The following is a 24,008-nucleotide window of genomic DNA, read 5'->3' as shown; positions in this document are numbered from 1 at the left end:
ACCCGATGACCGATCTGCTGTTCCGCGAGGATGCCTATCTGCGCGATGCCCCCGCCCGTGTGGTGGCCCATACCGAGGAGGGCGGCATCGTGCTGGATGCCAGCATCTTCTACCCCACCGGCGGCGGCCAGCCCGGCGACAGCGGGCGGCTGGACTGGCCCGGCGGCGGGCTGGCCATCGCCACCGCCGTCAAGGGCGATGGCGGCACGGTGGTGCTGGTGCCCGCCGAGCCGCTGCCGCTGCCGCGCGTCGGCACGCAGGTGATGCAGGTGCTGGACTGGGAGCGGCGGCACCGGCACATGCGGGTGCATACCGCGCTGCATCTGCTGTCGGTGGTGATCCCGCTGCCGGTCACCGGCGGGCAGATCGGCGCCGGATCCGGACGACTGGATTTTGCCATGCCGCAGCCCCCCGAGGACCGCGAGGCGCTGGAAGAGGCGCTGAACGCGCTGGTCGACCGCGATCTGGTGGTCAGTTCCGACTGGATCGAGGCCGAGGTGCTGGAGGCGCATCCCGAGCTGATCAAGACCATGTCGGTCTCGCCGCCGCGTGGCGAGGGCAAGGTGCGGCTGGTGCGCATCGGTCAGGGCGGCGATCAGGTGGATCTGCAGCCCTGCGGCGGCACCCATGTGGCGCGCACCGGCGAGATCGGCCGGATCCGGCTGGGCAAGATCGAGAACAAAGGCAAGCAGAACCGCCGCGTGAACATTTCCCTCGACTGAGGCGGGACGGGAGTGGCAGGAGGGGCGCTGCCCCTCTTGAGCCCTGCGGGCTCAATTCACCCCGGGATATTTGGAGCCGCTGGAAGCGGCCTGCGGCGGGGCCGGGTCGCGGCGAGGTAGAGCGCGAGGCTGGCCACCACCACGGCGCCGCCCGCCAGCATGCGCGGGGTGGGCGCCTCGGCCAGCACCAGCCAGACCCAGAGCGGACCCAGCACCGTCTCGAGCAGCATCAGCAGGCTGACATTGGAGGCCGCCGTGTGCCGCGAGGCGGTGGAGAGGCAGAAGAACGAGGCGGGCAGGATCACGAGGCCGGTGGCGAGGATCGGCAGGATCGCGCCATCTGTCGGCGCGCCGGGGGCGGCGAGCGTCAGTCCCGCGAGCCCCGAGATCAGCGCCCCCGTGCCCATGGCGGGCAGCAGCGGCAGCGTGGGCGCGTGGCGCAGCGTGACGAAGCTGAGCCCCAGCGTGACCGCCACCCCAAGCCCGCAGAGCGCGCCCAGAAGTGCGACGGGCCCGATGCCCAGATCGCCCTTGCCGCTGATCGCCAGTGCGATGCCCGCCAGCACCGCCGCCATGGCGACCCATGTGGCGCGGCTGGTGGCCTCGCCATGCAGGAGCCGCGCCAGCACCGCCGCCCAGACCGGCATGGTGGCCACGGCGAGCAGCACCACGGCAGCGGGGGCCAGCGACACGCCAAGCGCAAACAGCGCGGCATTGGCGGTCTGGCAGAGGATCACCGTGATCCCGGCGCGGGTGGCGAGCGGCGCCAGCGCCAGCGGGCGGCGCGCGGTCAGCAGCCAGATCGCCCAGAAGGTCAGGCCAAGCGCCGTGCCGCGCCATGCCAGCATCGACAGCCCGTCAAGGCCGGACAGCCGCATCAGCAGCACGTCGGGGGTCAGGATCAGGGCGCCGAGCGTGGCCAGTCCCAGACCGTAAAGCGGATGCGTTGTCATGCCGCTCAGGAGTAAAGCGGCTGCAGGCCCATCTGCATGTGCAGGGCGTTGACGGTGGTTTCGGGCAGGTTCATCGCCTTGGCGAGCCGGTCGAGGAATTCTGCCTCCTCGTCGGTATCCACGGTGATGGTCATCAGGGCGGCGGAATAGACCTGCATGCGCTGCGCTTCGGGGGTGGCGGCGGCGAGTGCCTCGGGATCGACGGGGGCGGCCAGCTGCTCCTTGACGAAGGCCATGTCCTCGGGCGTGGCATCCTCGCCCACGGTTTCCATCAGGCGGGCCTTTTCGGCGGCGTCGATGGTGCCATCGGCCTTGGCGGCCTGAATCATCGCGCGCAGCATCAGCCCTGCGGCCTCTTCGGCGGCGGGCAGGGTGGTTTCGGTGTTGAACTGATCGATGAGGCTGCCGACGCCCTTGGCGCCAAGCGCCGCGGCCCCGGTGGCTGCGGCCAGCACGCCCGCCATGCCGGGATTGGCGCCGCCGGGGGTCTGGGCCATGCCGGGCAGGCCCTGCGGCAGTTTCTGCATCAGGCTGTCAAAGGGGCTGCCGGTGCCCGTGCCGCCCAGCATCCGGCCCAGCTGGGCCTGCAGGCCGGTGCCCGGCTCGCGGCCCTGAAGCTGCGCCTTGCCGCCCATCAGGCCGCCGAGACCGCCCAGCCCCTTGCCGCCCGACAGCCGGTCGACGCCGCGCGCGGCGGCATAGCCGATGGCCACTTTGGTCAGTGTCTTTACAAGCCCCATTGCGGCCTCCTTGCCTGCTGTCGGTCGGTCTGCCCAGCTTGCCGGAAGCGGCAGCGGGGGTGAAGGAAAATCTGTTCCGCGCGGCGCGCGGGCCTCAGGTGCCGCAGAAGGTGGCGGGCACCACCTCGTCGGGCAGCGGCGGGCGGCGCAGCTCTGCCGCCTCCGGCTGGTCGTCATAGGGACGCGCCAGCACCGCATTCAGATGGTGGAAGGGGCGCAGGTCGCCCTCCACCGCCGCGGCGATCATCTGTTCGATCCGGTGGTTGCGCGGGATGAAGGCGGGGTTGGCGCGGCGCATCACCGCCTCCGGCTCGGGCTCCGCCGCGATCCGCGCCTGCCAGCGGGTGTCCCAGTCGCGCGCCGCGTCGCGGTCGGTGATCTGGTCCTGCAGCCCGCCTTCGGCCAGTGCGCGGAAGGTGTTGGTGAAATCCGACCCGCCGCGCTGCATCAGCGCCAGCAGATCGCCGATCAGGGCGGCATCTTCGGGGCGCGGCGCGCTGATCCCAAGCTTGGCGGCAAAGCGCGTCAGCCAAGCGCCGCGCAGCAGATCCGGCATGGCATGCACGATGCGGGTAAACTCCGGCACGGCGGCCTCCGGATCCTCCTCCAGCGGCAGCAGCGCCGAGGCGAGCTGCGCCATGTTCCAGACGATCACATCCGCCTGCGCCGCATAGGCGTAGCGCCCGTTCCGGTCGATCGACGAGAACACCGTATCGGGATGATAGAGGTCGAGAAAGGCGCAGGGGCCGTAATCCAAGGTCTCGCCCGACAGCGTGCAGTTGTCGGTGTTCATCACGCCATGGATGAACCCCACCGCCAGCCACTGCGCCACCAGCTGCGCCTGCCGTTCGCAGACCGCCGCCAGCAGCTCTGCGGGAGTGGCGCAGTCCGGATAATGCCGGGCGCGGGTATGGTCGTAAAGCTGGCGCAGTTCCTCGGTCTGGCCGCGCGCGGCAAAGACCTGAAAGCTGCCGACGCGGATATGGCTTGCCGCCACCCGTGTCAGCACGGCGCCGGGCAGCGGCGCCTCGCGCAGCACCTCCTCGCCGGTGGCGGTGGCGGCAAGCGCGCGGGTGGTGGGGATGCCAAGCGCGTGCATCGCCTCCGAGACCACATATTCGCGCAGCACCGGACCCAGCCACGCCCGCCCGTCACCCCGGCGCGAAAACGGCGTGGGGCCGGATCCCTTGAGCTGGATGTCGCGGCGCAGGCCGTTGCGGTCCACCACCTCGCCCAGAAGCAGCGCGCGCCCGTCACCAAGCTGCGGCGAGAAGCCGCCGAACTGATGCCCGGCATAAAGCTGCGCCAGCGGCTCGGCGCCCTCGGGCAGATGATTGCCCGCAAAGATCGCCGCCAGCAGCGGATCGTCGGTGCCCTGCAGGCCAAGCTCGTCGGCCAGTGCGGTGTTGAAGCCCAGAAGCTGCGGCGCGGCGACGCGGGTCGGCGCCTGCCGCGCGTAGAAGCTGCGGGGCAGGCGGGCATAGCTGTTGTCGAAGGGAATGTGCAGAACCATGCGCCAGAGATAGGAGGGCGGAGCGCAAAGGGAAAGAGGGGCGGCACCCGCGCTGCAAAAACGCACAGAACCCATGCTGTGATAGGTGTAGCGTGCGACAAGCCGCAGGCCTATCCTGCGGCCACCGTCACAGAGGAACATGCCATGAGCTGGAACCCCGCGCTTGACCCGCATTGCCCCACCGGAGACGAGGTGGATGCCATCGACACGCTGATCGTGCCCCGCGCCCGCGATCTGGGCGGGTTCGAGGTGCGCCGCGCGCTGCCCGCGCCGCAGCGGCAGATGGTCGGGCCCTTCATCTTCTTCGACCAGATGGGACCGGCGGAGTTCCTGCCGACCCGGGGGCTCGACGTGCGCCCGCATCCGCATATCGGCCTTGCGACGATTTCCTATCTGTATGAGGGCCGGATGCATCACCGCGACAGTCTGGGCACCGACCAGTGGATCGAACCCGGCGCGGTGAACTGGATGGTGGCGGGGCAGGGCATCACCCATTCCGAACGCACCGACGACGCCACCCAGACCGCGCCCATGCCGTTCTTCGGCATCCAGACCTGGGTGGCGCTGCCCAAGGGCCACGAGGACCGGCCCGCCGAGTTCGACCATGTGCCCGCCGCCGCCCTGCCGCAGCTTCAGGCCGAAGGCGTGAGCGCGCGGCTGATCCTTGGCACCGCGTGGGGCGAAAAAGCGCCGGTCAGGACCGCGTCGGAGATGTTCTATGCCGATGTGGTGCTGGCTCCCGGCGCGCGGGTGCCGCTGCCCGACACCCATGAGGATCGCGGCGCCTATGTGGTCTCGGGCGCGGTGGAACAGGCGGGCCGGCGCTTCGAGGCCGGGCAGATGATGGTGTTCCGCCCCGGCGACGCGGTGGCGCTGACCGCAGGCGCGCAGGGCGCGCGGCTGATGCTGCTTGGCGGCGAGACGCTGGAAGGCCCGCGCTACATCTGGTGGAACTTCGTCGCCTCGTCAAAGGAGCGCATCGAGGAAGCCAAGGAGGCATGGCGTCAGGGCGACTGGCAGAATGGCCGCTTCCAGCTGCCCCCCGGCGACGATGCCGAACATATCCCGCTGCCGTGACGGCGGCCCGTCTTTCATCTTGCCCCTAAACTCCGGGGGTCCGGGGGCAGAGCCCCCGGCCTTCCCTTACCGCCGCAACCTCACAGCACCCGCCGCATCAGCAGGCTGCGCGGCTGCGGCTGGAACCGGGCGCGGCGCCAGAAGCGGGTCAGCGTCTCGTCCCCGGGATCGGCGGCCAGCAGCAACTCGCGCACGCCGCCCTGTTTCAGCGCCTGCCCCAGCAGATGCAGCGCCTCGCCGCCCATGCCGCGGCGGCGCACGGCGGGGCGGATGAACAGTTCCTGCACATGGGCGCTGAGCCCGCCCAGTTCCAGCGACCAGCCGAAGCTGACCATGACATGACCCACCGGCGCGCGGCGCAGCCCGATCAGCCAGACCGCGCCATGGGGCGAGCCCTCCAGAAGCGGCAGCAGCGCCTCCTGCAGCAGTTCCGGCTCGCCCTCATGGCCCTGTTCGGCATGAAAGCCCGCCACCAGCGGCATGAGCTTGGCCAGATCCTCGGGCGTGGCGAGATGCAGCGATTTCAAAGCGTGGCCAGCCGATCCGTGAGCAGGGTGAAAAATCCCGGCGCATCGATGTCGCGCAGGAACAGCGCGTTGCGCTGACGGTCGGTGACGCCCCACCAGTCGGCGACGGTCATGCCCAGCGTCAGCGGCGAGGCGGTCTCGATCTCGACATTGATCTGGCGCCCGGCAAAAAGCCCGGGCTGCAGCAGATAGGCAATCACGCAGGGGTCATGCAGCGGCGCGCCGTCGGATCCGTATTTCTCGCGGTCATAGCGTTCGAAGAACTCGGTCATCTGCGCCACGGCCTCGCCCACGGGCGTGCCAAGCCCGCGGAAGGCGGCGTTGCGCTCTGCCGTCACCAGCGCCTTGTGGGTCACGTCCAGCGGCAGCATCACCAGCGGCACGCCTGCGGCGAACACCTCGGCGGCGGCTTCGGGATCGACATAGATGTTGAATTCGGCGGCGGGGGTGATGTTGCCCCCTTCGAAACAGGCGCCACCCATCAGCACGATCTCGCGCACCCGTGCGATGATGTCGGGCGCGCGGCGAAAGGCGGTGGCGATGTTGGTCAGCGGCCCCAGCGGGCAGAGCGTGACGCTGCCCTCCGGTTCCCGGCGCAGCGTGTCGATCAGGAACTCCACCGCATGCGCGTCCTGCAGCGGCATGGTGGGTTCGGGCAGCACCGGCCCGTCGAGCCCGGTCTTGCCATGCACATGTTCGGCGGTGACCAGAGGGCGCGCCAGCGGCGCCTCGCAGCCGGCAAAGACCTTGATTTCGGTCCGTCCGGCCAGTTCGCAGATGATCCGGGCATTGCGCGCGGTCAGCGCCAGCGGCACGTTGCCCGCCACGGCGGTGATGCCCAGCACCTCCAGTTCCGGAGAGGCCAGCGCCAGCAGGATCGCCACCGCGTCGTCCTGTCCGGGATCGGTGTCTATGATGATGCGTCGTGCCATGCTGTCTCCGCGCTGCTGCGCTCCAGAGGTGACATGCCGCGCCCTGCGGTTCAAGCGGGCAGACCCGGCACCGGCAATTCGCCTCCGGTCACAAAAACCCCGGCGGGTGCATTGCCGCCACGCAGCGAGGTGTTAGACTCGTGCGCAAGTTCGGGGTAAGACACCCGCGGTTAGCGCTAACTGCCCCTGTCGGGCAGCAGAATCGGAGACAGGCCCGCCATGGTATCCCGCGTCATTCCCGTCGACCCTTTCGACCTCGTCATCTTTGGCGGCACCGGTGATCTTGCCCGGCGCAAGATCCTGCCGGGGCTGTTCCGGCGGTTCTGCGCGGGGCAGATGACCCGCGACAGCCGCATCATCGGCGCCGCGCGCGGCGACATGGACGAGACCGCCTATCGCGACATGGTGCGCGAGGCCATCGCCGAATTCGGCCCCTCGCGCAGCGAGGCCTGCGCGGTGGAGGATTTCCTGTCCTGCCTTGGCTATGTCTCGGTGGATGCGCGCGGCGATGACGGCTGGTGCGACCTGAAATCCGCGCTGCGCGAGGAAGAGGGCATCGTGCGCGCCTTCTATTTCTCGGTGGGGCCCAGCCTGTTCGGCGATCTGGCCGAACGGCTGCGCCAGCATGGGCTTGCCCATGACGAGGTGCGGATCGTGGTGGAAAAGCCCTTCGGCCACAACCTTGCCAGTGCGCGCGCGCTGAACGAGGAACTGGCGCGGCATTTCGACGAAAGCCAGATCTACCGGATCGACCACTATCTGGGCAAGGAGACGGTGCAGAACCTGATGGCGGTGCGCTTCGGCAACATGCTGTTCGAACCGCTGTGGAACGCGCAATATGTCGACCATATCCAGATCACCGTGGCCGAGACCGTGGGCGTCAGCGGGCGCGGCAGCTATTATGACAAGTCGGGCGCGATGCGCGACATGGTGCAGAACCACCTGATGCAGCTTCTGTGCCTGATCGCGATGGAGCCGCCCGCGCGGTTCGATCCTGACGCGGTGCGCGACGAAAAGCTGAAGGTGATCCGGGCGCTGGATCCGGTCGATCCCGACCAGATCGTGCGCGGGCAGTATACCTCGGACGGGGCGATGGCCTCCTATCGCGAGGATGTGGAGAATGCCGCCTCCAAGACCGAAAGCTTCATCGCGCTGAAATGCTACATCTCCAACTGGCGGTGGGCCAATACGCCTTTCTACCTGCGCACCGGCAAGCGGCTGTCGGATCGCGCGTCCGAAATCGCGGTGGTGTTCAAGGAGACGCCGCATTCCATCTTCGGCATCGATTCGGGGCGGCACCGCAACGTGCTGTCGATCCGGCTGCAGCCCAACGAGGGCATGACGCTGGGGGTCACCATCAAGGAGCCGGGGCCGGGCGGCATGCGGCTGGTGGACGTGCCGCTGGACATGACCTTCGCCGAGGCGCTTGGTCCGGATGCCGAAGAGGCGGCGGATGCCTATGAGCGGCTGATCATGGACGTGATCCGCGGCAACCAGACGCTGTTCATGCGCGGCGACGAGGTCGAGGCCGCCTGGGCCTGGACCGATCCGCTGATCGAGGGCTGGGAACGCCGCGGCGACAGCCCCAAACCCTATGACGCAGGCAGCGCGGGGCCGGATGATGCCGCCTTCCTGATCAACCGCGACGGACGTCGCTGGCGAAGGATCAAGTCATGACCTACGAATTCCGCAGCTATCCCGACCGGGAGATGCTGGCCATCGATCTGGCCGACCAGCTGGCCAGCGAGCTGCGCGCGGCGCTGAGCCATCAGGACCGCGCGGCGCTGGCGGTGCCGGGCGGCAGTTCTCCGGGGCCGGTCTTTGACGCGCTCTGCGCCGTGTCGCTGGACTGGGACCGGGTGGACGTGCTGCTGACCGACGAACGCTGGGTGCCCGAAACCTCCGAACGGTCCAACACGCGGCTGCTGCGGCAGCGTCTGCTGGTCAACCGGGCGGCGGCGGCGCGTTATCTGCCGCTTTACGCCGAGGCCCCGGCGCCCGAGGGCGCGCTGGAGGCGCTGGCCGAGGCCATCGCCCCCGCGCTGCCGCTGTCGGTGCTGCTGCTGGGGATGGGCGCTGATCTGCACACCGCCTCGATCTTTCCCGGGGCCGACCGTCTGGACGAGGCGCTGGCCGCCGACGCGCCGATCCTGCTGCCCATGCGCGCGCCCGGCGCGCCGGAGCCGCGCATCACGCTGGGGGCGCCGGTGCTTGACGGGGCGATGAAGAAGCATGTGCTGATCTTCGGCGCCGAAAAGCGCGCGGCGCTGGAGGCCGCCAAGGGTCGGCCCGCCCATGAGGCGCCGATCAACGCCGTGCTGACCGATGCGGTGGTGCACTGGGCCGAATAGCGGGCCCGGGCGACGTTTTGCCTTTTCCAGCCAGTCAACAGAGACGGACATCAGATCATGTGGAATGACCTCAAGGGCCTTGCCGAAGCCCGCGACGGACGGCGCATCGAGACGCTTTTTGCCGAAGATCCGGCCCGTGCCGAAACCTTTTCGGTCACGGCGGAGGGGATGCTTTTCGACTATTCCAAGACCCAGATCGACGCCGAGGTGATGGACTCGCTGCTGACCGTGGCCCGCCGCGCCGAGGTGGAGCGGCGGCGCGACATGATGTTTGCGGGCGCCAAGATCAACGAGACCGAAGGCCGCGCCGTGCTGCATACCGCGCTGCGCAACCTTGAGGCCCGCCCGGTGGAGGTGGACGGTCAGGACGTGATGCCCGGCGTGCTGGACACGCTGGCGCGGATGGAGGAACTGACGCGCGAAATCCGTGGCTCCGACATCACCGATGTGGTGAATATCGGCATCGGCGGGTCGGATCTGGGCCCCAAGATGGGCACGCTGGCGCTGGCGCCGTGGCATGACGGGCCGCGCTGCCATTTTGTCTCCAATGTCGATGGGGCCGACATCGCCGATGTGCTGAAATCCTGCCCCGCGCAGACCACGCTGTTCGTCATCGCCTCCAAGACCTTCACCACTATCGAGACGATGACCAATGCCCGCACCGCCCGCAGCTGGCTGGAGGGGCAGGGGGTGTCGACCGAAGGCCGCTTTGTCGCGCTGTCCTCCAACCTCGCCAAGGCAGGCGAATGGGGCATCCCCGCCTCCCGCGTCTTCGGGTTCGAGGACTGGGTCGGCGGGCGCTATTCCATGTGGGGGCCGATCGGCCTGTCGATGATGATCGCCGTGGGGCCCGAGAATTTCCGCGCCTTCCTTGAGGGGGGCGAGGCGATGGACAGCCATTTCCGCCGCGCCCCGCTGGAAGAGAACATGCCCGCGCTGCTGGCACTGGTGGGGATCTGGCACAATCAGGGCATGGGCCACGGCACCCGCGCCGTGCTGCCTTACGAAAACCGCCTGTCGCGCCTGCCCGCCTATCTTCAGCAGCTGGAGATGGAGAGCAACGGCAAGAGCGTCGCCATGGATGGCAGCGATCTTCCCTATAATTCCGGCCCCGTGGTATGGGGCGAGCCGGGCACCAATGGCCAGCACGCGTTTTATCAGCTGATCCATCAGGGCACGCGGGTCATCCCTTGCGAATTCCTCGTGGGCGCGCGCGGGCAGGAGTCGCATCTGCGGGCCCATCACGAGCTGCTGCTGGCCAACTGCTTCGCCCAGTCCGAGGCACTGATGCGCGGCCGGTCGCTGGATGAGGCGCGCGCCAAGGTGGCGGACAAGTTCGAGGGCGACGAGCTGGACCGGCAGGCGCGGCACCGGGTGTTCCCCGGCAACCGTCCCTCCACCACGCTGATCTATCCCGCGCTTGACCCGCGCACGCTGGGGCTGATCGTGGCGCTTTACGAACACAGGGTGTTTGTCGAAGGCGTGATCCTGAACATCAACTCCTATGACCAGTGGGGCGTGGAGCTGGGCAAGGAACTGGCCACAGCGCTTGGCCCCATGGTCGAGGGCCGCGAAAGCGCCGCAGCGAAGGATGGCTCCACCCGGCAGCTGCTTGCATATGCGCAGCAGCATATGACCTGAGGTTCCATGAGTTTAACGTGATCGGCCCCGGGGGCCCGCTGCGGAACGGCAGCGGGCCTTTGTCGTTGTGTCTCCAGAAGATGACAGCATCTGGAGGAACTTACGATGAAACATCTGAAAATGACCGCCGCCGTGCTTGCCCTGACCGCCGGCTCCGCCTTCGCCCAGTCGACCATGGACAGCGAAACCCCGGCCATGCCCGAAGGGGGCGATGCCGCTGAAAACAGCGCACCGCTGACCACGCCGCAGGCCCAGAACGAAGACACCGCCGACACGCTGGACGAGGCCACCGAAGACGATGGCTCGGACATGGCGCAGGACAACGCCGCCGAACCGATGGCCCCCGCAGCGCCCATGGGCGACGCGCCCGCCGACACCGCCATGGACAGCACCGCCACCCCGATGGACGACGGCGGCCCCGTGGTTGCCGGTCTGGAAGGCGAGTTCATGCTGTCGAGCGACATCACCGGCAACAACGTCTATGCCATTGACGCCGATGGCGATCAGGGCGTCGAATGGGATGACGCCATGAGCTATGACGCCGTGGACGAAAACTGGGACGATGTGGGCGACATCTCCGATGTGGTGCTCAATGCCGATGGCTCGCTGCAGGGCGTCGTGGCCGATATCGGCGGCTTCCTCGGCATCGGCGAAAGCCAGGTCTTCGTGCCGCTTGAGGAAATGAAGATGGTGCCGATGGAAGATGGCCGCTTTGCCGTCGTGACCAACTACACCCAGGAAGAACTGGAAGGCCGCAGCGAAGCCGGCGACTCGGCGCTGAACTGATCGCGCCCCGCCCCGCAGGGCTTTGACATCGATGCAAAGGGCCGGGGATTTCCCGGCCCTTTTCTGCTGTCTCCGGTGCCCTTCGGCGGTCCCGCACGCCGCGCTGGGGTTTGATTAACCGCTGCCGACCACCCTGTGCCCAAGGCGCGCGCCCGTTGCCGGGACCGCCCCAAGGTGCAAGGAGTTGGATGCAGGACATGACACAGGACGTGCGGCAGCTTGCCGAAGAGATCGTCGCCCGCGAGGGCGGATATGTGAACGACCCCGCCGATCCGGGCGGCGCCACCAATCACGGGGTCACGGTGCATACGATGCGCCGCCTCGGGCTGGATCTGGACCGCGACGGCGATGTGGACGCCGCGGATGTGGCGCGGCTTGATCAGGCGCAGGCGGTGCAAATCCTGCTTGACCACTATTTCACCCGGCCCCGCCTTGGCGATCTGCCCGGACCGCTGCAGGCCTCGGTCTTTGACATGTATGTCAATGCGGGGACAACCGCGGTGAAGCTGCTGCAGGGGCTGCTGCGCGAAATGGGCGAGGATCTGGTGGCAGATGGCGTGGTGGGCCCGGTTACCGCCGCCGCCGCCGCCCGCGCGCTTGCGGCGGCGCCGCAGCATCTGGTCGATGCTTACGGCATCGCGCGGCGCAACTACTATCTCGCGCTGGCCGACCGCCGCCCTGCCAGCCGCAAATATGCGCGCAGCCGGGCAGGGGGCAAGGGCGGCTGGATCACCCGGGCCGAGACATTCATCTCGCCGCGCTTTCACCTCACGGAGGCGCAGTTCCGCGCCCGGGTGGCGACATGGGGCTGATCTCGACCGTGTTCGGCATGCTCTTCGGCTCGGGCCGCAACGTGCTGGTGGAAACCGCAGGCATCCTGCGCCCCAATGCCGAGGCGCAGGCGGCCCGCGCGCAGGATCTGGACACGGCGGCCTTGCAGCAGATGGCGGCGGAATTTGCCGCGCGCGACCGTGGCGCCTTTGATCGGCTCATGGACGGGGTCAACCGGCTGCCGCGCCCGATGATGGTGCTGGGCATCGTCTGGCTCTTGGTGCAGACCGCCCGGGATCCGGCGCGCATGTCGCAGGTGTTTCAGGCCTGGGCCATCCTGCCCGAAGCGGCCTGGGTGGTGTTCGGCGTGGTGGTGACCTTCTATTTCGGGGGCCGCGCGCAGCTCAAGGATCAGGAATTCAGCGCAGGCCTGCTGCGCGCCGCCGCCGCCGCCCGTGCCCTGCCGCCCGCCGCCGCCCCGGACCCGCACCCGATGCCCGCGCCCGACGGCGCGGCAACCGCGTCTCCCTCGGCCAATGACAACGCGGCGCTTGCGGAATGGCGGACCTCCCGAAGCTGATCGGCGTTTCCAGCGGACTCAAATATCCCGGGGGAGTCCGCGCCAGCGGACGGGGGCAGAGCCCCCTTCGCCCTTTCCCCCCATGACGGACGCCCCCTTGCGACAATGTGAACCTGCCCGACCGGCGATTTCGTTTGGCCGGGCATTTTTCCGCCCGTATAACGGGCAGCATGATTACAGAGCTCGGTCACTTCGCCCTCATCCTCGCCTTCGTCGTCGCCTGCCTTCAGGGGATCGTGCCGCTTGTGGGCGCGCATTTCCGCTGGCCGGGCTGGATGGCGGTGGCCGAACCCGCCGCCACGGCGCAGCTGCTGCTGACCGCGTTCAGCTTCGCGGCGCTGACCCATGCCTTCGTGGTCTCGGATTTCTCGCTGCGGATCGTGGTGGAAAACTCGCATTCCGCCAAACCGATGATCTACAAGATCAGCGGCGTCTGGGGCAATCACGAGGGCTCGATGCTGCTCTGGGTGCTGATCCTCGCGCTTTTTGGCGCGCTGGCGGCGTGGTTCGGCGGCAACCTGCCGCCGACGCTGCGCGCGCGGGTGCTGGCGGTGCAGGCCTGGGTGGGGGCTGCGTTTTTCGCCTTCATCCTCTACACCTCCAACCCGTTCATCCGGCTCGCCACCCCGCCTTTTGACGGGCAGGATCTGAACCCGCTGCTGCAGGATCCCGGGCTCGCCTTCCATCCGCCCTTTCTCTATCTCGGCTATGTCGGGCTCAGCATCTGCTTTTCCTTCGCCGTCGCCGCGCTGATCGAGGGCCGGGTCGATGCGGCATGGGGGCGCTGGGTGCGGCCATGGACGCTGCTCTCCTGGGTGTTCCTGACCATCGGCATCGCGCTTGGCTCGTGGTGGGCCTATTACGAACTGGGCTGGGGCGGGTTCTGGTTCTGGGATCCGGTCGAAAATGCCAGTTTCATGCCGTGGCTGCTCGCCGCCGCCCTGCTGCATTCCGCCATCGTCGTGGAAAAGCGCGAGGCGCTGAAAAGCTGGACCATCCTGCTCGCCATCCTCGCCTTCGGCTTCTCGCTGATCGGCACCTTCATCGTGCGCTCTGGCGTGCTGACCTCGGTGCATGCCTTTGCCACCGATCCCGACCGCGGCGTGTTCATCCTCGGGATCCTCGTGTTCTTCACCGGCGGCGCGCTGACGCTTTATGCCGCGCGGGCAGGCGCCATGCAGGCCAAGGGCATCTTTGGCGTGGTCAGCCGCGAATCCGCGCTGGTGCTGAACAACATCCTGCTCGCCGTCTCCTGTTTCGTGGTCTTCACCGGCACGCTCTGGCCGCTGGTCGCGGAGATGCTGTTCGACCGCAAGCTGTCGGTGGGGGCGCCTTTCTTCAACATGGCCTTCACGCCCTTCATGGTGGTGCTGGGTCTGGTGCTGCCGGTGGGCGCCATGCTGGGCTGGAAACGTGCCAAGCCTGCCCGCGTGCTGCGGCAGCTTGCGCCCGCTCTGGGTCTGGCGCTGGCGCTGATGGGGCTCGCATGGGCCATGCAGACCGGGCGCAGCCTGTTCGGGCCCATCGGGGTCTTCCTTGGCACTTGGCTGGTGGCGGGCGCCGTCACCGATCTGGTGGCACGGCTTGGCCAGTCGCGCGACTGGCGGCGGCTGCGGCACCTGCCGCGCGCCGACTGGGGCAAGGCCGTGGCCCATTCCGGGCTTGGCATCACCATGCTGGGTGTCGCGGGGCTGATGGCATGGGAGCAGGAGGATATCCGCGTCGCCCGCGTCAACGAACCTTTCACCGTCGGCGCCTATGAGATCGAACTGCTGGGCGTCAGCCGCATTCAGGGGCCGAATTACTTCGCCGACCGGGGCGAGGTGTCGGTGCGCCGCGACGGGGCCGAGGTGGCGCATGTCTACCCGGAAAAGCGCAATTACCCCGTGGCCGCCATGCCCACCACCGAGGCCGCGATCGACAACGGTTTCCTTCGCGATGTCTATGTGGTGCTGGGCGATGCGCAGGCGGATCGGGCCTGGACCATGCGGGTCTATGTCAAGCCGCTGGCCAACTGGATCTGGGGCGGCTCGCTGCTGATGGCACTGGGGGGCGCGCTCAGCCTGTCGGACCGCCGCTTCCGCGTGGCCGCAGGCGCGCGCAAGACCACGCCCGCGCCGAAGGGAGTGCCCGCGGAATGATCCGGGCCCTGATCCACGCAGCCCTTGCCCTGATGCTGGCCTTGGCGCCGCTGCCCGCACTGGCGGTGCAGCCCGACGAGGTGCTGGAGGATCCGGTGCTGGAACAGCGCGCCCGCGACCTGTCGCAGAACCTGCGCTGCCTTGTCTGCCAGAACGAAAACATCGACGACAGCGATGCGGCACTGGCCCGCGACCTGCGGCTTCTGGTGCGCGAACGGCTGGTGGCGGGCGACAGCGATGCCGAAGCGGTGGCCTATCTGGTTGACCGCTATGGCGAATTCGTGCTGCTGCGCCCCACCACCGGCGGCTGGAACTGGCTGCTCTGGGCGGCGGGGCCGATCCTGCTGCTGCTGGCGCTGGCGGGGGCAGGGGTCTATCTGCGGGGCCGCTCGCGCGGCGCCAATCCCGAAGAACAGCGCCTGACCCCCGAAGAAGAGGCCCGGCTGCAGCGCATCCTTGACGAGGGCCGGTCCTGATCCCGTGACGCCAGAGCGGGGGGCGGCAGGCAAGGCGGAGACAGGCATGATTTACGACACGATCCGATACGATCTGGCCGAGGACGTGGCGGTGGTCACGCTCGCCCGCCCGGAGGTGATGAACGCGCTCAGCAGCCAGATGCGGGCCGAGATCACCCATGCCGTCCAGCAGGGGGGGCGCGAGGCGCGGGTGGTGGTGCTGACCGGCGAGGGCCGCGCTTTCTGCTCCGGACAGGATCTGGGCGACCGCGAAAGCGCCGCCAGCATCGATCTGGAGCGGGTGCTGCGCGACGAATACATCCCCATGCTCAACGCCATCGCCGATTGCCCGCGCCCGACCATCGCTGCGGTGAACGGCGCGGCGGCGGGCGCCGGGGCCAATCTGGCGCTGGCCGCCGATGTGGTCATCGCGGCGGAGTCGGCGTTTTTTATGCAGGCCTTTGCCCGGATCGGGCTGATCCCCGACGCGGGCGGCACATGGGCGCTGCCCCGGCAGATGGGGCTGGCCAAGGCCATGGGGGCGGCGCTCTTTGCTGACCGGATCAGCGCGGCGCAGGCCGAACGCTGGGGCATGATCTGGGAAGCGGTGCCCGATGCCGACTTTGACGCCGTCTGGCGCGCCCGCGCCGCGCATCTGGCGCAGGGCCCGTCAGAGGCCTATGCCCGCATCAAGACCGCGCTGCGCCGCGCCTTTGACAATGACCTGCAGACCCAGCTGACGCTGGAGGCGCAGCTGCAGGGCGAATGCGGCATGACCCGCGATTTCAAGGAAGGCGTCGTGGCCTTTCACGAAAAGCGCAGCCCCCGCTTCGAAGGCCGCTAGACCCTTGCCGCAATGACAAAGCGCCACCCTTTGCAGTAAGTGGCGCCAGTACCAAAAAGGCCGCAGTGTGAGGACTGCTTTGAGCCCTTCCGGGACATTTTCCCGGAAGACATTGCGAAAGCGTGGCAACCTGACTATGTGTAGTGGCCCCATCACAGGAGATATGCTCGCCATGGACAAGACTTCCGCCGCCTTCACCCTTTCGGTTTTGTCGCGAGAAGTCCTGTCCCATGCCTGCATCCATTTCCCTGTCCAGCCTGTCTTGGTCCACACCTGACGGCACACCGCTTTTTACCGATCTCGATCTGACCTTTGGCTCCGAGCGCACCGGCTTGGTCGGTCGCAACGGGTGTGGAAAGAGCACGCTTCTGCGTCTGATCGCGGGTCATGCGCGCCCTGCCTCCGGGCGGATCCACGTGACGGGCTCGGTTGCCATGATGCGTCAGGAGGCGCTGGAGCATCCGCAACAGACTGTCGCTGAACTTCTTGGCGCGTGGCACGCCCTGAACCTGCTAGACCGGGCAGAGCGCGGCCAAGCGACGGTCGAGGAACTGGCCGAGGCGGACTGGACGCTGCCGGCCCGGATCGAGGCGGCGCTCGCTCGGTGCGATTTGGCGGTCGACCCACGGACCCGGCTCGCGCGCCTCTCCGGCGGTCAGCGCAGCAGGGCGGCCCTAGCCTCGCTGATCCTGGCGGAACCCGATTTCTTGCTCATGGATGAGCCGACGAACAATCTCGACCGGGCGGGCCGTCGCGCAGTTGTCGACCTCCTTCGCAGCTGGACCGGTGGCGTGATCGTTGCAAGCCACGATCGCGAGCTTCTGGAGGGGATGGACGCCATCGTCGAACTCACCTCTCTGGGCGCGGCGCGCTATGGGGGCAACTACAGCGCCTTCCGGCAACAGAGGGAGAGCGAGCGCGCGACCGCGGCGCAGGATCTGGCCCATGCGGAAAAGACCCGGGCCGAGGCGTTGCGCCGCGCGCAACAAGCGGCTGAGCAAAAGGCGCAGAAGGACAGTGCCGGACGCAGGTCTCGGGCACGGGGCGGCCAGCCGAAAATCCTCATGGACGCCGCCAAGGGCCGCGCGGAAGCCTCTGGCGGTGCGGGGTCGCGCCTGCGTGACGCGCGGCGAGACGCAGCAGAGGATGCGCTTGCCGCCGCGCGCGAGAAGGTCGAGGTGCTGACCCCCATCCACATGGAGATCGCCCCGAGCGGCCTTGCCGCGGGCAGGACCGTCCTGACCCTTGACCGGGTGACCGGCGGGCACGATCCCGCAGCTCCGATACTCGAAAACCTGTCGCTCACCCTTACCGGACCCGAGCGGGTTGTGATCGCGGGCCCGAATGGCAGTGGCAAGACCACCCTCCTGGAGTTGATCACCGGGACGCTCCGGCCAGCGGCTGGAGCGGTGCAGGTCAGTGTGGCCTGGGCGCTGCTGGATCAGCATGTCGGGTTTCTGGCTCGCGACCGGACCCTGCTCGAGGCGTTCCGCGACCGGAACCCGAAGGCCAGCACGCAGATGGCTCACGCCGCATTGGCCCGCTTCGGGTTTCGCGCGAGCGATGCCCTGCGCCGCGCGGACGGACTAAGCGGCGGCGAAAAGCTGCGCGCCGGGCTCGCATGCGTTCTTGGCGGCACGCCACCGCCACAGCTTCTGCTTCTGGACGAGCCGACGAACCATCTCGATATGGAAGGCGTCGACGCGCTGGAAGCAGCGCTGGCGTCCTACGATGGGGCGGTGATTGCGGTCAGCCACGACCGAGCCTTTCTCGATTCTCTTCGACCGGACAGGATCGTGTCCTTGAAGGAGTGACCGCCTATCCGCAAAGGGGCCCTCTGGCAGCCTGCGGCTTGGAGCCCTTGCCGGACGGACGGTCACGCCATCCAACTTGCGGGCTTTTGATTACACTCCGCCATCGTGGGCGAACACTGCGGCTGGCATCAGGCATGATGCGCAAATCCGAACATCCAAGACCACGGCATACCGCGCCCATCAGCGCGAATTCCAGACTTGGGATGATCTACAGTGGTGGTGAGCATGCGCTGACGAAGGCATCTTGCGCGGCTATGGCACCCCTGACCCGGCTCAAGCTGATGTGGGCCACCACATCCGGCGCGTCCACAACCCGTGGCGACGTCACTCGACGCTGGGCGATCTAACCCCCCATGGTCTTCGAGGACCGAGCTATGCAAACCCAGCCCCTTGCCCACGGAACCGGCCGCAGATCAAGCTGGCTGTTCTATGCGTTGCGGCAGGCGTGCTGCATCATTTACGGCAAAGGGCCGCCCTTGGGGCGGCCCTTGCGGTCTGTAAGGTGTGACGGATCAGCGGTTTTCGATATCCACGTAATCGCGGGTCGTGTTGCCCTGATAAAGCTGGCGCGGGCGGCCAATCTTCATCTGCGGATCGGCAAGCTGCTCTTTCCACTGCGAAATCCAGCCCACGGTGCGCGACAGCGCAAAGATCGGCGTGAACATCGAGGTGGGGAAGCCCATCGCTTCGAGGATGATGCCGGAATAGAAGTCCACGTTCGGGAACAGCTTCTTCTCGGCGAAATACTCATCCGCCAGCGCGATGCGCTCCAGCTCCTTGGCGACCTGCAGCAGCGGGTTGTCTTCGACGCCCAGCAGATCCAGCACCTCGTCCGCCGACTGCTTCATCACCGTCGCGCGGGGATCGAAGTTCTTGTAGACGCGGTGGCCGAAGCCCATCAGGCGGAACGGATCGTTCTTGTCCTTGGCGCGGGCGATATATTCCGGAATCCGGTCGACCGAGCCGATTTCCTTCAGCATCTCGAGGCAGGCCTGATTGGCGCCGCCATGGGCCGGGCCCCAGAGACAGGCGATGCCCGCCGCGATGCAGGCGAAGGGGTTCGCCCCCGAGCTGGAGGCCAGACGCACCGTCGAGGTGGAGGCGTTCTGCTCGTGATCCGCATGCAGCGTGAAGATCCGGTCCATCGCGCGGGCGAGGATCGGATCGACGTGATAGGGCTCCGCCGGCACCGAGAAGCACATGTGCAGGAAGTTCGACGCATAGTCGAGATCGTTGCGCGGATAGACGAAGGGTTGCCCGATCGAATACTTGTAGGCCCATGCCGCGATGGTCGGCATCTTGGCGATCAGCCGGTGCGACGCGATCTCGCGCTGGCGCGGATCGGCGATGTCGGTGCTGTCATGGTAGAAGGCCGACATGGCCCCGACCACGCCCACCATGGTCGCCATGGGATGCGCGTCGCGGCGGAAGCCGCGGAAGAAATACTGCATCTGTTCGTGCAGCATGGTGTGCCGGGTGATGGTGCCTTCAAAGGTTTCCAGCTCTGCCGCAGTGGGCAGTTCGCCGTAAAGCAGCAGGTAGCACACTTCGAGATAATGCGATTTGCCAGCCAGCTGGCCGATGGGGTAGCCGCGATGGGTCAGGATGCCTTCGTCGCCGTCGATGAAGGTGATCGTGCTGTCGCAGCTGGCGGTGGAGGTGAAGCCCGGGTCATAGGTAAAGACCCCCGCCTGCGCGTAAAGTTTGCGGATGTCGATCACGTCCGGCCCGGCGGTCGGCGAATAGATCGGCAGATCAAAGCTTTGATCGCCGATGGTCAACGTCGCGGTCTTCGCAGTATCAGCCATGCTTGTCATATCCCTTCGTCTGAAAAGGCCAGGCGCCGCGCCCGGTCGGTCTAGTCACATGGCCCGGGGCGAAGATCATTCCGCCCCGGAGGCCGCTGCCTGTCCGAGCCGGAGAAGCGATTCCTCGCGGCCGAGCACCAGCATCATGTCGAACACGCTCGGAGTCACGCTGCGCCCGGAAAGGGCGGCGCGCAGGGGGCCAGCCAGCTTGGCAAATTTGGTGCCGTGCTCTTCGGCAAAGCGAGCGGTCACCCCTTCGAGCTCTTCTCGCGTCCAGCTAGCACTTTGCAGATGCGGCGTCAACGCAGCCAGTATACCACGGGATACATCATCCAGCGACTTCAGCGCCTTATCGTCCGGCACCACCGGCGTATCCGTCAGCACAAAATGCGCTTTCTCAAGCAGTTCCGGGAAGGTCTTGGCCCGTTCCTTCAGGCAGGGCATGGCGCGGGCCATGCCGTCGCGCTGCGCCTCGGTCAGGGCGGGCAGACCGGCTGCGGCCAGATAGGCCTCCAGTTCGTGCAGCAGCGCAGCATCCTCGCCCATGGCGATGTGCTGGCCGCAGAGATGTTCCAGTTTCTTGAAGTCCAGCCGCGCGGGCGCCTTGCCGATTCCCGACAGATCGAACCACTGCTGCGCCTGCGTGTCGGTGAAGACCTCGTCATCTCCATGACCCCAGCCCAGCCGGGCAAGGTAGTTGCGCATGCCCGCCGCCGGGTAGCCCAGCTTCTGGTATTCGTCGACGCCAAGTGCGCCATGCCGCTTCGACAGCTTCTTGCCATCGGGGCCGTGGATCAGCGGAATATGGGCATAGACCGGCAGCGGCCAGTCCATGCTGGTGTAAATCCCCATCTGGCGGGCCGCGTTGTTCAGGTGGTCATCCCCCCGGATCACATGCGTGACGCCCATGTCGTGATCGTCCACCACCACGGCCAGCATATAAACCGGCGTGCCATCGGAACGTAAAAGAATCATGTCATCCAGCTGATCATTGCGGATGGTCACGCGGCCCTGCACCTCGTCCTCGATCACCGTCTCGCCGGTTTCGGGGGTGCGCAGGCGGATCACGAACGGGGCGTCGGGATGGCTGGCGGGATCGGCGTCGCGCCACGGGCTGCGGAACAGCGTGGACTGTCCGGCCTCGCGCGCCGCTTCGCGGAACGCCTCGATCTCGTCCTGGGTGGAGAAGCATTTATAGGCGCGGCCCTTGGCCAGCAGCTCATGCGCCACCTCGGCATGGCGGGGGGCGCGGTCGAACTGGCTGATGACCTCGCCATCATGGTCGAGCCCCAGCCACTCCAGCCCCTTGAGGATGGCGGCGGTGGCTTCGGGGGTGGACCGGGCGCGGTCGGTATCCTCGATCCGCAGCAGGAACTTGCCGCCGCGGCCCCGGGCGTAAAGCCAGTTAAACAGCGCCGTGCGCGCGCCGCCGATATGCAGATAGCCCGTGGGCGAGGGCGCGAAACGGGTGACGACCGTCATGAGATTTAACCTCCCGGTAACCGTGTTGGGCGTAGGGTCTGGCGTTCCTTAACCAGAGGGCGGCGCAGGGGCAAGCATGGGGCACGGGCTGGGCCGGATCGGGACGGCGCTGGAAGGCCAGCGCGGGCATCTGTTTCCTTGGGTGCCGGTGTTTCTGGGCGTGGGCATCGGCGTCTATTTCCTGTGGCCGTCGGAGCCTGCGGTGCTGCTGCTGGTGCTCGCGGGTGGCGCGGGCGTGCTGCCGCTGCTGGTGCAGCACCGTCTGCCGCCGGGGCTGGCCCCGCTGCCGGTGGCGCTGGGGCTCGCGCTCTGCGGTTTTGCGCTGGCGGGGGGGCGGGCGCATCTGGTGGCGGGGCCGCAGATCGACTTTCGCTACTATGGCCCGATCGAGGGGCGGATCGCGGGAATTGACCGCTCCGCCTCGGATGCGGTGCGGCTGGTGCTGGACCGGGTGGTGCTGGACATGCCCCCCGACCGTGTGCCGCAGCGCGTCCGGGTGGCGCTGCATGGCGACCAGCACCAGCTTGATCCGCAGCCAGGCCAGCGGGTCATCCTGACCGGGCATCTGGCCGCCCCCGGTGGCGCGGTGGAGCCGGGCGGCTTCGATTTCCGCCGCAATGCGTGGTTCCTGCGCCTTGGGGCCGTGGGCTATACCCGCACGCCGGTGCTGCTGCTGGCAGAGCCCGTGGGCGGGCAGGTGGTGCTGCGCTCGCGTATGGCGCTGTCGCACCGGGTGCAGGCGCGCCTGCCGGGCGAAACCGGCGCCTTTGCCGCAGCGCTGGTCACCGGGGACCGCAGCGCCATGTCGCAGGCGACGCTGGAGGCGCTGAGGCACAGCAATCTGGCGCATCTTCTGGCCATTTCCGGGCTGCATATGGGGCTGCTGGCGGGCTTCGTCTTTGGCGCGCTGCGGGTGGCGCTGCTGCTGGTGCCGCATGTCCGGCATTACTGGCCGGTCAAGAAGATCGCGGCGGCGGCGGGGCTGGCGGCGGCGGCAGGCTATCTCGCGCTGTCCGGGGGCAACGTCGCCACGGAACGTGCCTTTGTAATGGTCGCGGTGATGCTGGGGGCGGTGATGCTGGACCGTCGCGCGCTGTCGCTGCGGGCGGTGGCGCTGGCGGCGCTGATCGTGCTGGCGCTGCGTCCCGAGGCGCTGCTTGGCCCCGGCTTCCAGATGTCCTTTGCCGCCACCGTGGCGCTGGTGGCGGTGTTCGGCGCGCTGCGCGATCTGGGGCACGAGCGCGCGGTGCCGGGCTGGGCGCGGGGGGCGATGTCGCTGCTGGTTTCGTCGCTGACCGCCTCGCTCGCCACCGGCCCCATCGCCATGGTGCATTTCAACCTGCTGTCGCAATACGGGCTGCTGGCCAATCTGGTGTCGGTGCCGGTCATGGGGCTGCTCATCATGCCCATGGCGGTGATGGCGGCGCTGCTGATGCCGCTGGGGCTCGACTGGATCGCCTTTGCGGTGATGGCGCCGGGGCTGGACTGGATCCTTGCCGTCGCGCAGGAGGTGGCGGGCTGGCAGGGCGCCTCGCGGCAGGTGGTGGCGCCCGGTCCCTTGGTGCTGCCGCTGCTGGCGGCGGGCGGGCTGATGCTGGCGCTGTGGCAGGGGCATGGGCGCTGGACCGGGCTCGCACCCCTGCTGCTGGCGGCGCTGCTGTGGTCGCAGACGGCGCGGCCCGATCTGCTGATCGCCGATACCGGTGGTCTGGTCGGGCTGCTGACGCCGCAGGGGCGCGCCCTGTCCAAGGCGAAGGGCAGCGGCTTTGCCGCCGAGACATGGCTGGAAAATGACGGGCAGGCGGGCGGGCAGGCCGAAGCGGCGGCGCTGTGGCCCGGCCCGCCGGGGCCGGTGGCCCGGGCCGGTCTGGGGGGCCTGCAGGTGGTGCATCTGCAGGGCAAGCGTGCGGCGGCGGCCTTTGGCGGCTGCACCGGCGGCGAGATCGTGGTGGCGAGCACTGATCTCGACGATCTGCCGGGCTGCGAGATCTACGATCCCGAACGGCTCGCGCGCACCGGGGCCGTGGCGCTGTGGCTGACGCAGGACGGTGCGCGCCTGCGCCATGCCAGAGAGGGGGGCGCGCGCCTGTGGCAGGACCGCCGCGCCCCCCGGTCTGCGGAAGATCAGTAGGTGCGGATCAACCCGACAAGCCGTCCCTGAACCCGCACCGATCCAATCGGCAGCACCCGCGGCTCGTAAGCCGGGTTGGCAGCCTCCAGCACGATGCGGTCACCCCGGCGGCGGAACCGCTTCAGCGTCGCCTCGTAGCCTTCGACCTGCGCCACCACGATATCGCCGTTTTCGGCAGAGGTGGTTTCGCGGATGATGACCACATCGCCGTCATTGATCCCGGCTTCGATCATGGAATCTCCCTTGACCTCCAGCGCGTAGTGATGGGCGTTGCTGGCCAGCATCGACCCCGGAACCGCAACCTGCGGCGGAATTTCCGAGATGGATTCGATCGGCACTCCGGCGGCGATCCGGCCCAGCAGCGGCAGTTCCATCGCGTCCACCGCGGACTCGACGCCCTGCGCCTTGGCGGGGCGGGCATCGGGACGGTCGCCATCGACCACATGTGCCACAAACCCTGCGGCCCGGCCGCCAAGGCTTTCCGGCAGCTTCACGATCTCGATCGCGCGGGCGCGATGTGCCAGACGGCGGATGAAACCACGTTCTTCCAGAGCTGTAATCAGCCGGTGGATCCCGGATTTCGAGCGCAGATCCAGCGCGTCCTTCATCTCGTCAAAGCTGGGCGGCACGCCGTCATGCAGCAGACGCTGATTGATGAAATCCAGAAGATCGAGCTGTTTCTTTGTCAGCATATTCTATATCCCCGTTTTGCGTTCGGGTTTGTTCTAAGCATGTTCTCC

21 protein-coding genes are annotated in these 24,008 nt (G+C 67.9%); 13 read left to right on the top strand and 8 right to left on the bottom strand.

From position 1 onward, the window contains the following. Positions 1-5 precede the first annotated feature (5 nt). On the top strand, positions 6-722 hold the full coding sequence (locus VK682_RS09820) for an alanyl-tRNA editing protein (RefSeq protein ID WP_230794350.1): 717 nt from the start codon (positions 6-8) through the stop codon (positions 720-722). A gap of 56 nt (positions 723-778) precedes the next feature. Here the strand turns inward: VK682_RS09820 and VK682_RS09815 are convergent, their stop codons facing one another. From VK682_RS09815 to VK682_RS09805, 3 genes are all read right to left on the bottom strand, one after another. After that, on the bottom strand, positions 779-1,675 hold the full coding sequence (locus VK682_RS09815; protein WP_089847303.1) for a DMT family transporter: 897 nt from the start codon (positions 1,673-1,675) through the stop codon (positions 779-781). Between the two features lie 5 nt (positions 1,676-1,680). Then, on the bottom strand, positions 1,681-2,415 hold the full coding sequence (locus tag VK682_RS09810) for a DUF533 domain-containing protein (protein WP_230794351.1): 735 nt from the start codon (positions 2,413-2,415) through the stop codon (positions 1,681-1,683). Positions 2,416-2,509: 94 nt separating this feature from the next. Next, positions 2,510-3,928, bottom strand: a complete 1,419-nt coding sequence (locus tag VK682_RS09805) for a protein adenylyltransferase SelO (RefSeq protein ID WP_324781735.1) — start codon at positions 3,926-3,928, stop codon at positions 2,510-2,512. 144 nt (positions 3,929-4,072) lie between these two features. On the opposite strand from VK682_RS09805, the gene VK682_RS09800 reads away from it, so the two are divergent. Then, positions 4,073-5,005, top strand: a complete 933-nt coding sequence (locus VK682_RS09800) for a pirin family protein (protein WP_324781734.1) — start codon at positions 4,073-4,075, stop codon at positions 5,003-5,005. A gap of 80 nt (positions 5,006-5,085) precedes the next feature. On the opposite strand, the gene VK682_RS09795 is transcribed toward VK682_RS09800, so the two are convergent. Both VK682_RS09795 and VK682_RS09790 read right to left on the bottom strand, forming a co-directional pair. Beyond that, positions 5,086-5,532 carry a GNAT family N-acetyltransferase gene (locus VK682_RS09795; RefSeq protein ID WP_207543624.1) on the bottom strand — a complete coding sequence of 149 codons (447 nt, stop codon included), beginning with the start codon at positions 5,530-5,532 and terminating at the stop codon, positions 5,086-5,088. After that, the gene (locus VK682_RS09790) at positions 5,529-6,464 is read right to left on the bottom strand and encodes a nucleoside hydrolase (RefSeq protein WP_324781733.1); all 936 of its coding nucleotides are present in this window, start codon (positions 6,462-6,464) and stop codon (positions 5,529-5,531) included. Before VK682_RS09790 ends, VK682_RS09795 begins: the two co-directional genes overlap by 4 nt. 219 nt (positions 6,465-6,683) lie before the next feature. Between VK682_RS09790 and zwf the strand changes: the two genes are divergently transcribed. The 10 genes from zwf (at position 6,684) to VK682_RS09740 (ending at position 17,847) form a co-directional block, all read left to right on the top strand. After that, on the top strand, positions 6,684-8,141 hold the full coding sequence (zwf, locus tag VK682_RS09785; RefSeq protein ID WP_230794355.1) for a glucose-6-phosphate dehydrogenase: 1,458 nt from the start codon (positions 6,684-6,686) through the stop codon (positions 8,139-8,141). Next, complete coding sequence (pgl, locus tag VK682_RS09780) at positions 8,138-8,815, top strand: 6-phosphogluconolactonase (protein WP_230794356.1); 678 nt, start codon at positions 8,138-8,140, stop codon at positions 8,813-8,815. Before zwf ends, pgl begins: the two co-directional genes overlap by 4 nt. A 57-nt stretch (positions 8,816-8,872) precedes the next feature. After that, a complete protein-coding gene (gene pgi, locus VK682_RS09775) occupies positions 8,873-10,456 on the top strand; it encodes a glucose-6-phosphate isomerase (protein WP_324781732.1) in 1,584 nt (527 codons plus the stop codon). A 105-nt stretch (positions 10,457-10,561) separates the two neighbouring features. Further along, the gene (locus tag VK682_RS09770) at positions 10,562-11,242 is read left to right on the top strand and encodes a PRC-barrel domain-containing protein (protein WP_089847316.1); all 681 of its coding nucleotides are present in this window, start codon (positions 10,562-10,564) and stop codon (positions 11,240-11,242) included. Between the two features lie 197 nt (positions 11,243-11,439). Further along, positions 11,440-12,054 (top strand): holin-associated N-acetylmuramidase, encoded by a 615-nt coding sequence (locus VK682_RS09765; RefSeq protein WP_324781779.1) that lies wholly within the window; start codon positions 11,440-11,442, stop codon positions 12,052-12,054. Beyond that, positions 12,045-12,593, top strand: a complete 549-nt coding sequence (locus tag VK682_RS09760) for a 3TM-type holin (RefSeq protein WP_324781731.1) — start codon at positions 12,045-12,047, stop codon at positions 12,591-12,593. The genes VK682_RS09765 and VK682_RS09760 overlap by 10 nt, the downstream gene beginning before the upstream one ends. A gap of 170 nt (positions 12,594-12,763) precedes the next feature. Next, positions 12,764-14,734: a heme lyase CcmF/NrfE family subunit gene (locus VK682_RS09755; protein ID WP_089847320.1), complete on the top strand. Its 1,971-nt coding sequence runs from the start codon at positions 12,764-12,766 to the stop codon at positions 14,732-14,734. Then, positions 14,731-15,210 (top strand): cytochrome c-type biogenesis protein, encoded by a 480-nt coding sequence (locus VK682_RS09750; protein ID WP_089847322.1) that lies wholly within the window; start codon positions 14,731-14,733, stop codon positions 15,208-15,210. Before VK682_RS09755 ends, VK682_RS09750 begins: the two co-directional genes overlap by 4 nt. A 46-nt stretch (positions 15,211-15,256) precedes the next feature. Beyond that, the gene (locus VK682_RS09745; RefSeq protein ID WP_230794360.1) at positions 15,257-16,033 is read left to right on the top strand and encodes an enoyl-CoA hydratase-related protein; all 777 of its coding nucleotides are present in this window, start codon (positions 15,257-15,259) and stop codon (positions 16,031-16,033) included. Between the two features lie 230 nt (positions 16,034-16,263). Further along, on the top strand, positions 16,264-17,847 hold the full coding sequence (locus tag VK682_RS09740) for an ABC-F family ATP-binding cassette domain-containing protein (protein ID WP_230794361.1): 1,584 nt from the start codon (positions 16,264-16,266) through the stop codon (positions 17,845-17,847). A 512-nt stretch (positions 17,848-18,359) separates the two neighbouring features. Here the strand turns inward: VK682_RS09740 and gltA are convergent. Further along, positions 18,360-19,655 (bottom strand): citrate synthase, encoded by a 1,296-nt coding sequence (gene gltA / locus VK682_RS09735; protein WP_089847328.1) that lies wholly within the window; start codon positions 19,653-19,655, stop codon positions 18,360-18,362. Between the two features lie 75 nt (positions 19,656-19,730). Then, positions 19,731-21,137, bottom strand: a complete 1,407-nt coding sequence (gene gltX, locus VK682_RS09730) for a glutamate--tRNA ligase (RefSeq protein WP_230794362.1) — start codon at positions 21,135-21,137, stop codon at positions 19,731-19,733. A gap of 76 nt (positions 21,138-21,213) precedes the next feature. Here gltX and VK682_RS09725 point away from each other — a divergent pair, with 76 nt between their 5' ends. Continuing rightward, on the top strand, positions 21,214-23,268 hold the full coding sequence (locus VK682_RS09725; RefSeq protein ID WP_230794363.1) for a ComEC/Rec2 family competence protein: 2,055 nt from the start codon (positions 21,214-21,216) through the stop codon (positions 23,266-23,268). Here VK682_RS09725 and lexA read toward each other — a convergent pair. After that, entirely contained in the window at positions 23,262-23,960 is a 699-nt protein-coding gene (gene lexA, locus VK682_RS09720; protein WP_230794364.1) for a transcriptional repressor LexA, read from the bottom strand. The two genes, VK682_RS09725 and lexA, sit on opposite strands and share 7 nt — an antisense overlap. Between the last annotated feature and the right edge of the window lie 48 nt (positions 23,961-24,008).

The sequence above is a fragment of the Salipiger marinus genome (assembly GCF_035481585.1).
Lineage (GTDB): Bacteria > Pseudomonadota > Alphaproteobacteria > Rhodobacterales > Rhodobacteraceae > Salipiger > Salipiger marinus.
The sequence above is the reverse complement of the archived record's forward strand: the minus strand, read 5'-3'. Positions and strand labels throughout refer to the sequence as shown.

What these genes read in the sequence shown, in the direction of transcription:
- VK682_RS09820 (WP_230794350.1), top strand. Translation starts at nt 6, where the DNA reads ATGACCGATCTGCTGTTCCGCGAGGATGCCTATCTGCGCGATGCCCCC.
- VK682_RS09815 (WP_089847303.1), bottom strand. Translation starts at nt 1,675, where the DNA reads ATGACAACGCATCCGCTTTACGGTCTGGGACTGGCCACGCTCGGCGCC.
- VK682_RS09810 (WP_230794351.1), bottom strand. Translation starts at nt 2,415, where the DNA reads ATGGGGCTTGTAAAGACACTGACCAAAGTGGCCATCGGCTATGCCGCC.
- VK682_RS09805 (WP_324781735.1), bottom strand. Translation starts at nt 3,928, where the DNA reads ATGGTTCTGCACATTCCCTTCGACAACAGCTATGCCCGCCTGCCCCGC.
- VK682_RS09800 (WP_324781734.1), top strand. Translation starts at nt 4,073, where the DNA reads ATGAGCTGGAACCCCGCGCTTGACCCGCATTGCCCCACCGGAGACGAG.
- VK682_RS09790 (WP_324781733.1), bottom strand. Translation starts at nt 6,464, where the DNA reads ATGGCACGACGCATCATCATAGACACCGATCCCGGACAGGACGACGCG.
- zwf (WP_230794355.1), top strand. Translation starts at nt 6,684, where the DNA reads ATGGTATCCCGCGTCATTCCCGTCGACCCTTTCGACCTCGTCATCTTT.
- pgl (WP_230794356.1), top strand. Translation starts at nt 8,138, where the DNA reads ATGACCTACGAATTCCGCAGCTATCCCGACCGGGAGATGCTGGCCATC.
- pgi (WP_324781732.1), top strand. Translation starts at nt 8,873, where the DNA reads ATGTGGAATGACCTCAAGGGCCTTGCCGAAGCCCGCGACGGACGGCGC.
- VK682_RS09770 (WP_089847316.1), top strand. Translation starts at nt 10,562, where the DNA reads ATGAAACATCTGAAAATGACCGCCGCCGTGCTTGCCCTGACCGCCGGC.
- VK682_RS09765 (WP_324781779.1), top strand. Translation starts at nt 11,440, where the DNA reads ATGACACAGGACGTGCGGCAGCTTGCCGAAGAGATCGTCGCCCGCGAG.
- VK682_RS09760 (WP_324781731.1), top strand. Translation starts at nt 12,045, where the DNA reads ATGGGGCTGATCTCGACCGTGTTCGGCATGCTCTTCGGCTCGGGCCGC.
- VK682_RS09755 (WP_089847320.1), top strand. Translation starts at nt 12,764, where the DNA reads ATGATTACAGAGCTCGGTCACTTCGCCCTCATCCTCGCCTTCGTCGTC.
- VK682_RS09750 (WP_089847322.1), top strand. Translation starts at nt 14,731, where the DNA reads ATGATCCGGGCCCTGATCCACGCAGCCCTTGCCCTGATGCTGGCCTTG.
- VK682_RS09745 (WP_230794360.1), top strand. Translation starts at nt 15,257, where the DNA reads ATGATTTACGACACGATCCGATACGATCTGGCCGAGGACGTGGCGGTG.
- VK682_RS09740 (WP_230794361.1), top strand. Translation starts at nt 16,264, where the DNA reads ATGCCTGCATCCATTTCCCTGTCCAGCCTGTCTTGGTCCACACCTGAC.
- gltA (WP_089847328.1), bottom strand. Translation starts at nt 19,655, where the DNA reads ATGGCTGATACTGCGAAGACCGCGACGTTGACCATCGGCGATCAAAGC.
- gltX (WP_230794362.1), bottom strand. Translation starts at nt 21,137, where the DNA reads ATGACGGTCGTCACCCGTTTCGCGCCCTCGCCCACGGGCTATCTGCAT.
- VK682_RS09725 (WP_230794363.1), top strand. Translation starts at nt 21,214, where the DNA reads ATGGGGCACGGGCTGGGCCGGATCGGGACGGCGCTGGAAGGCCAGCGC.
- lexA (WP_230794364.1), bottom strand. Translation starts at nt 23,960, where the DNA reads ATGCTGACAAAGAAACAGCTCGATCTTCTGGATTTCATCAATCAGCGT.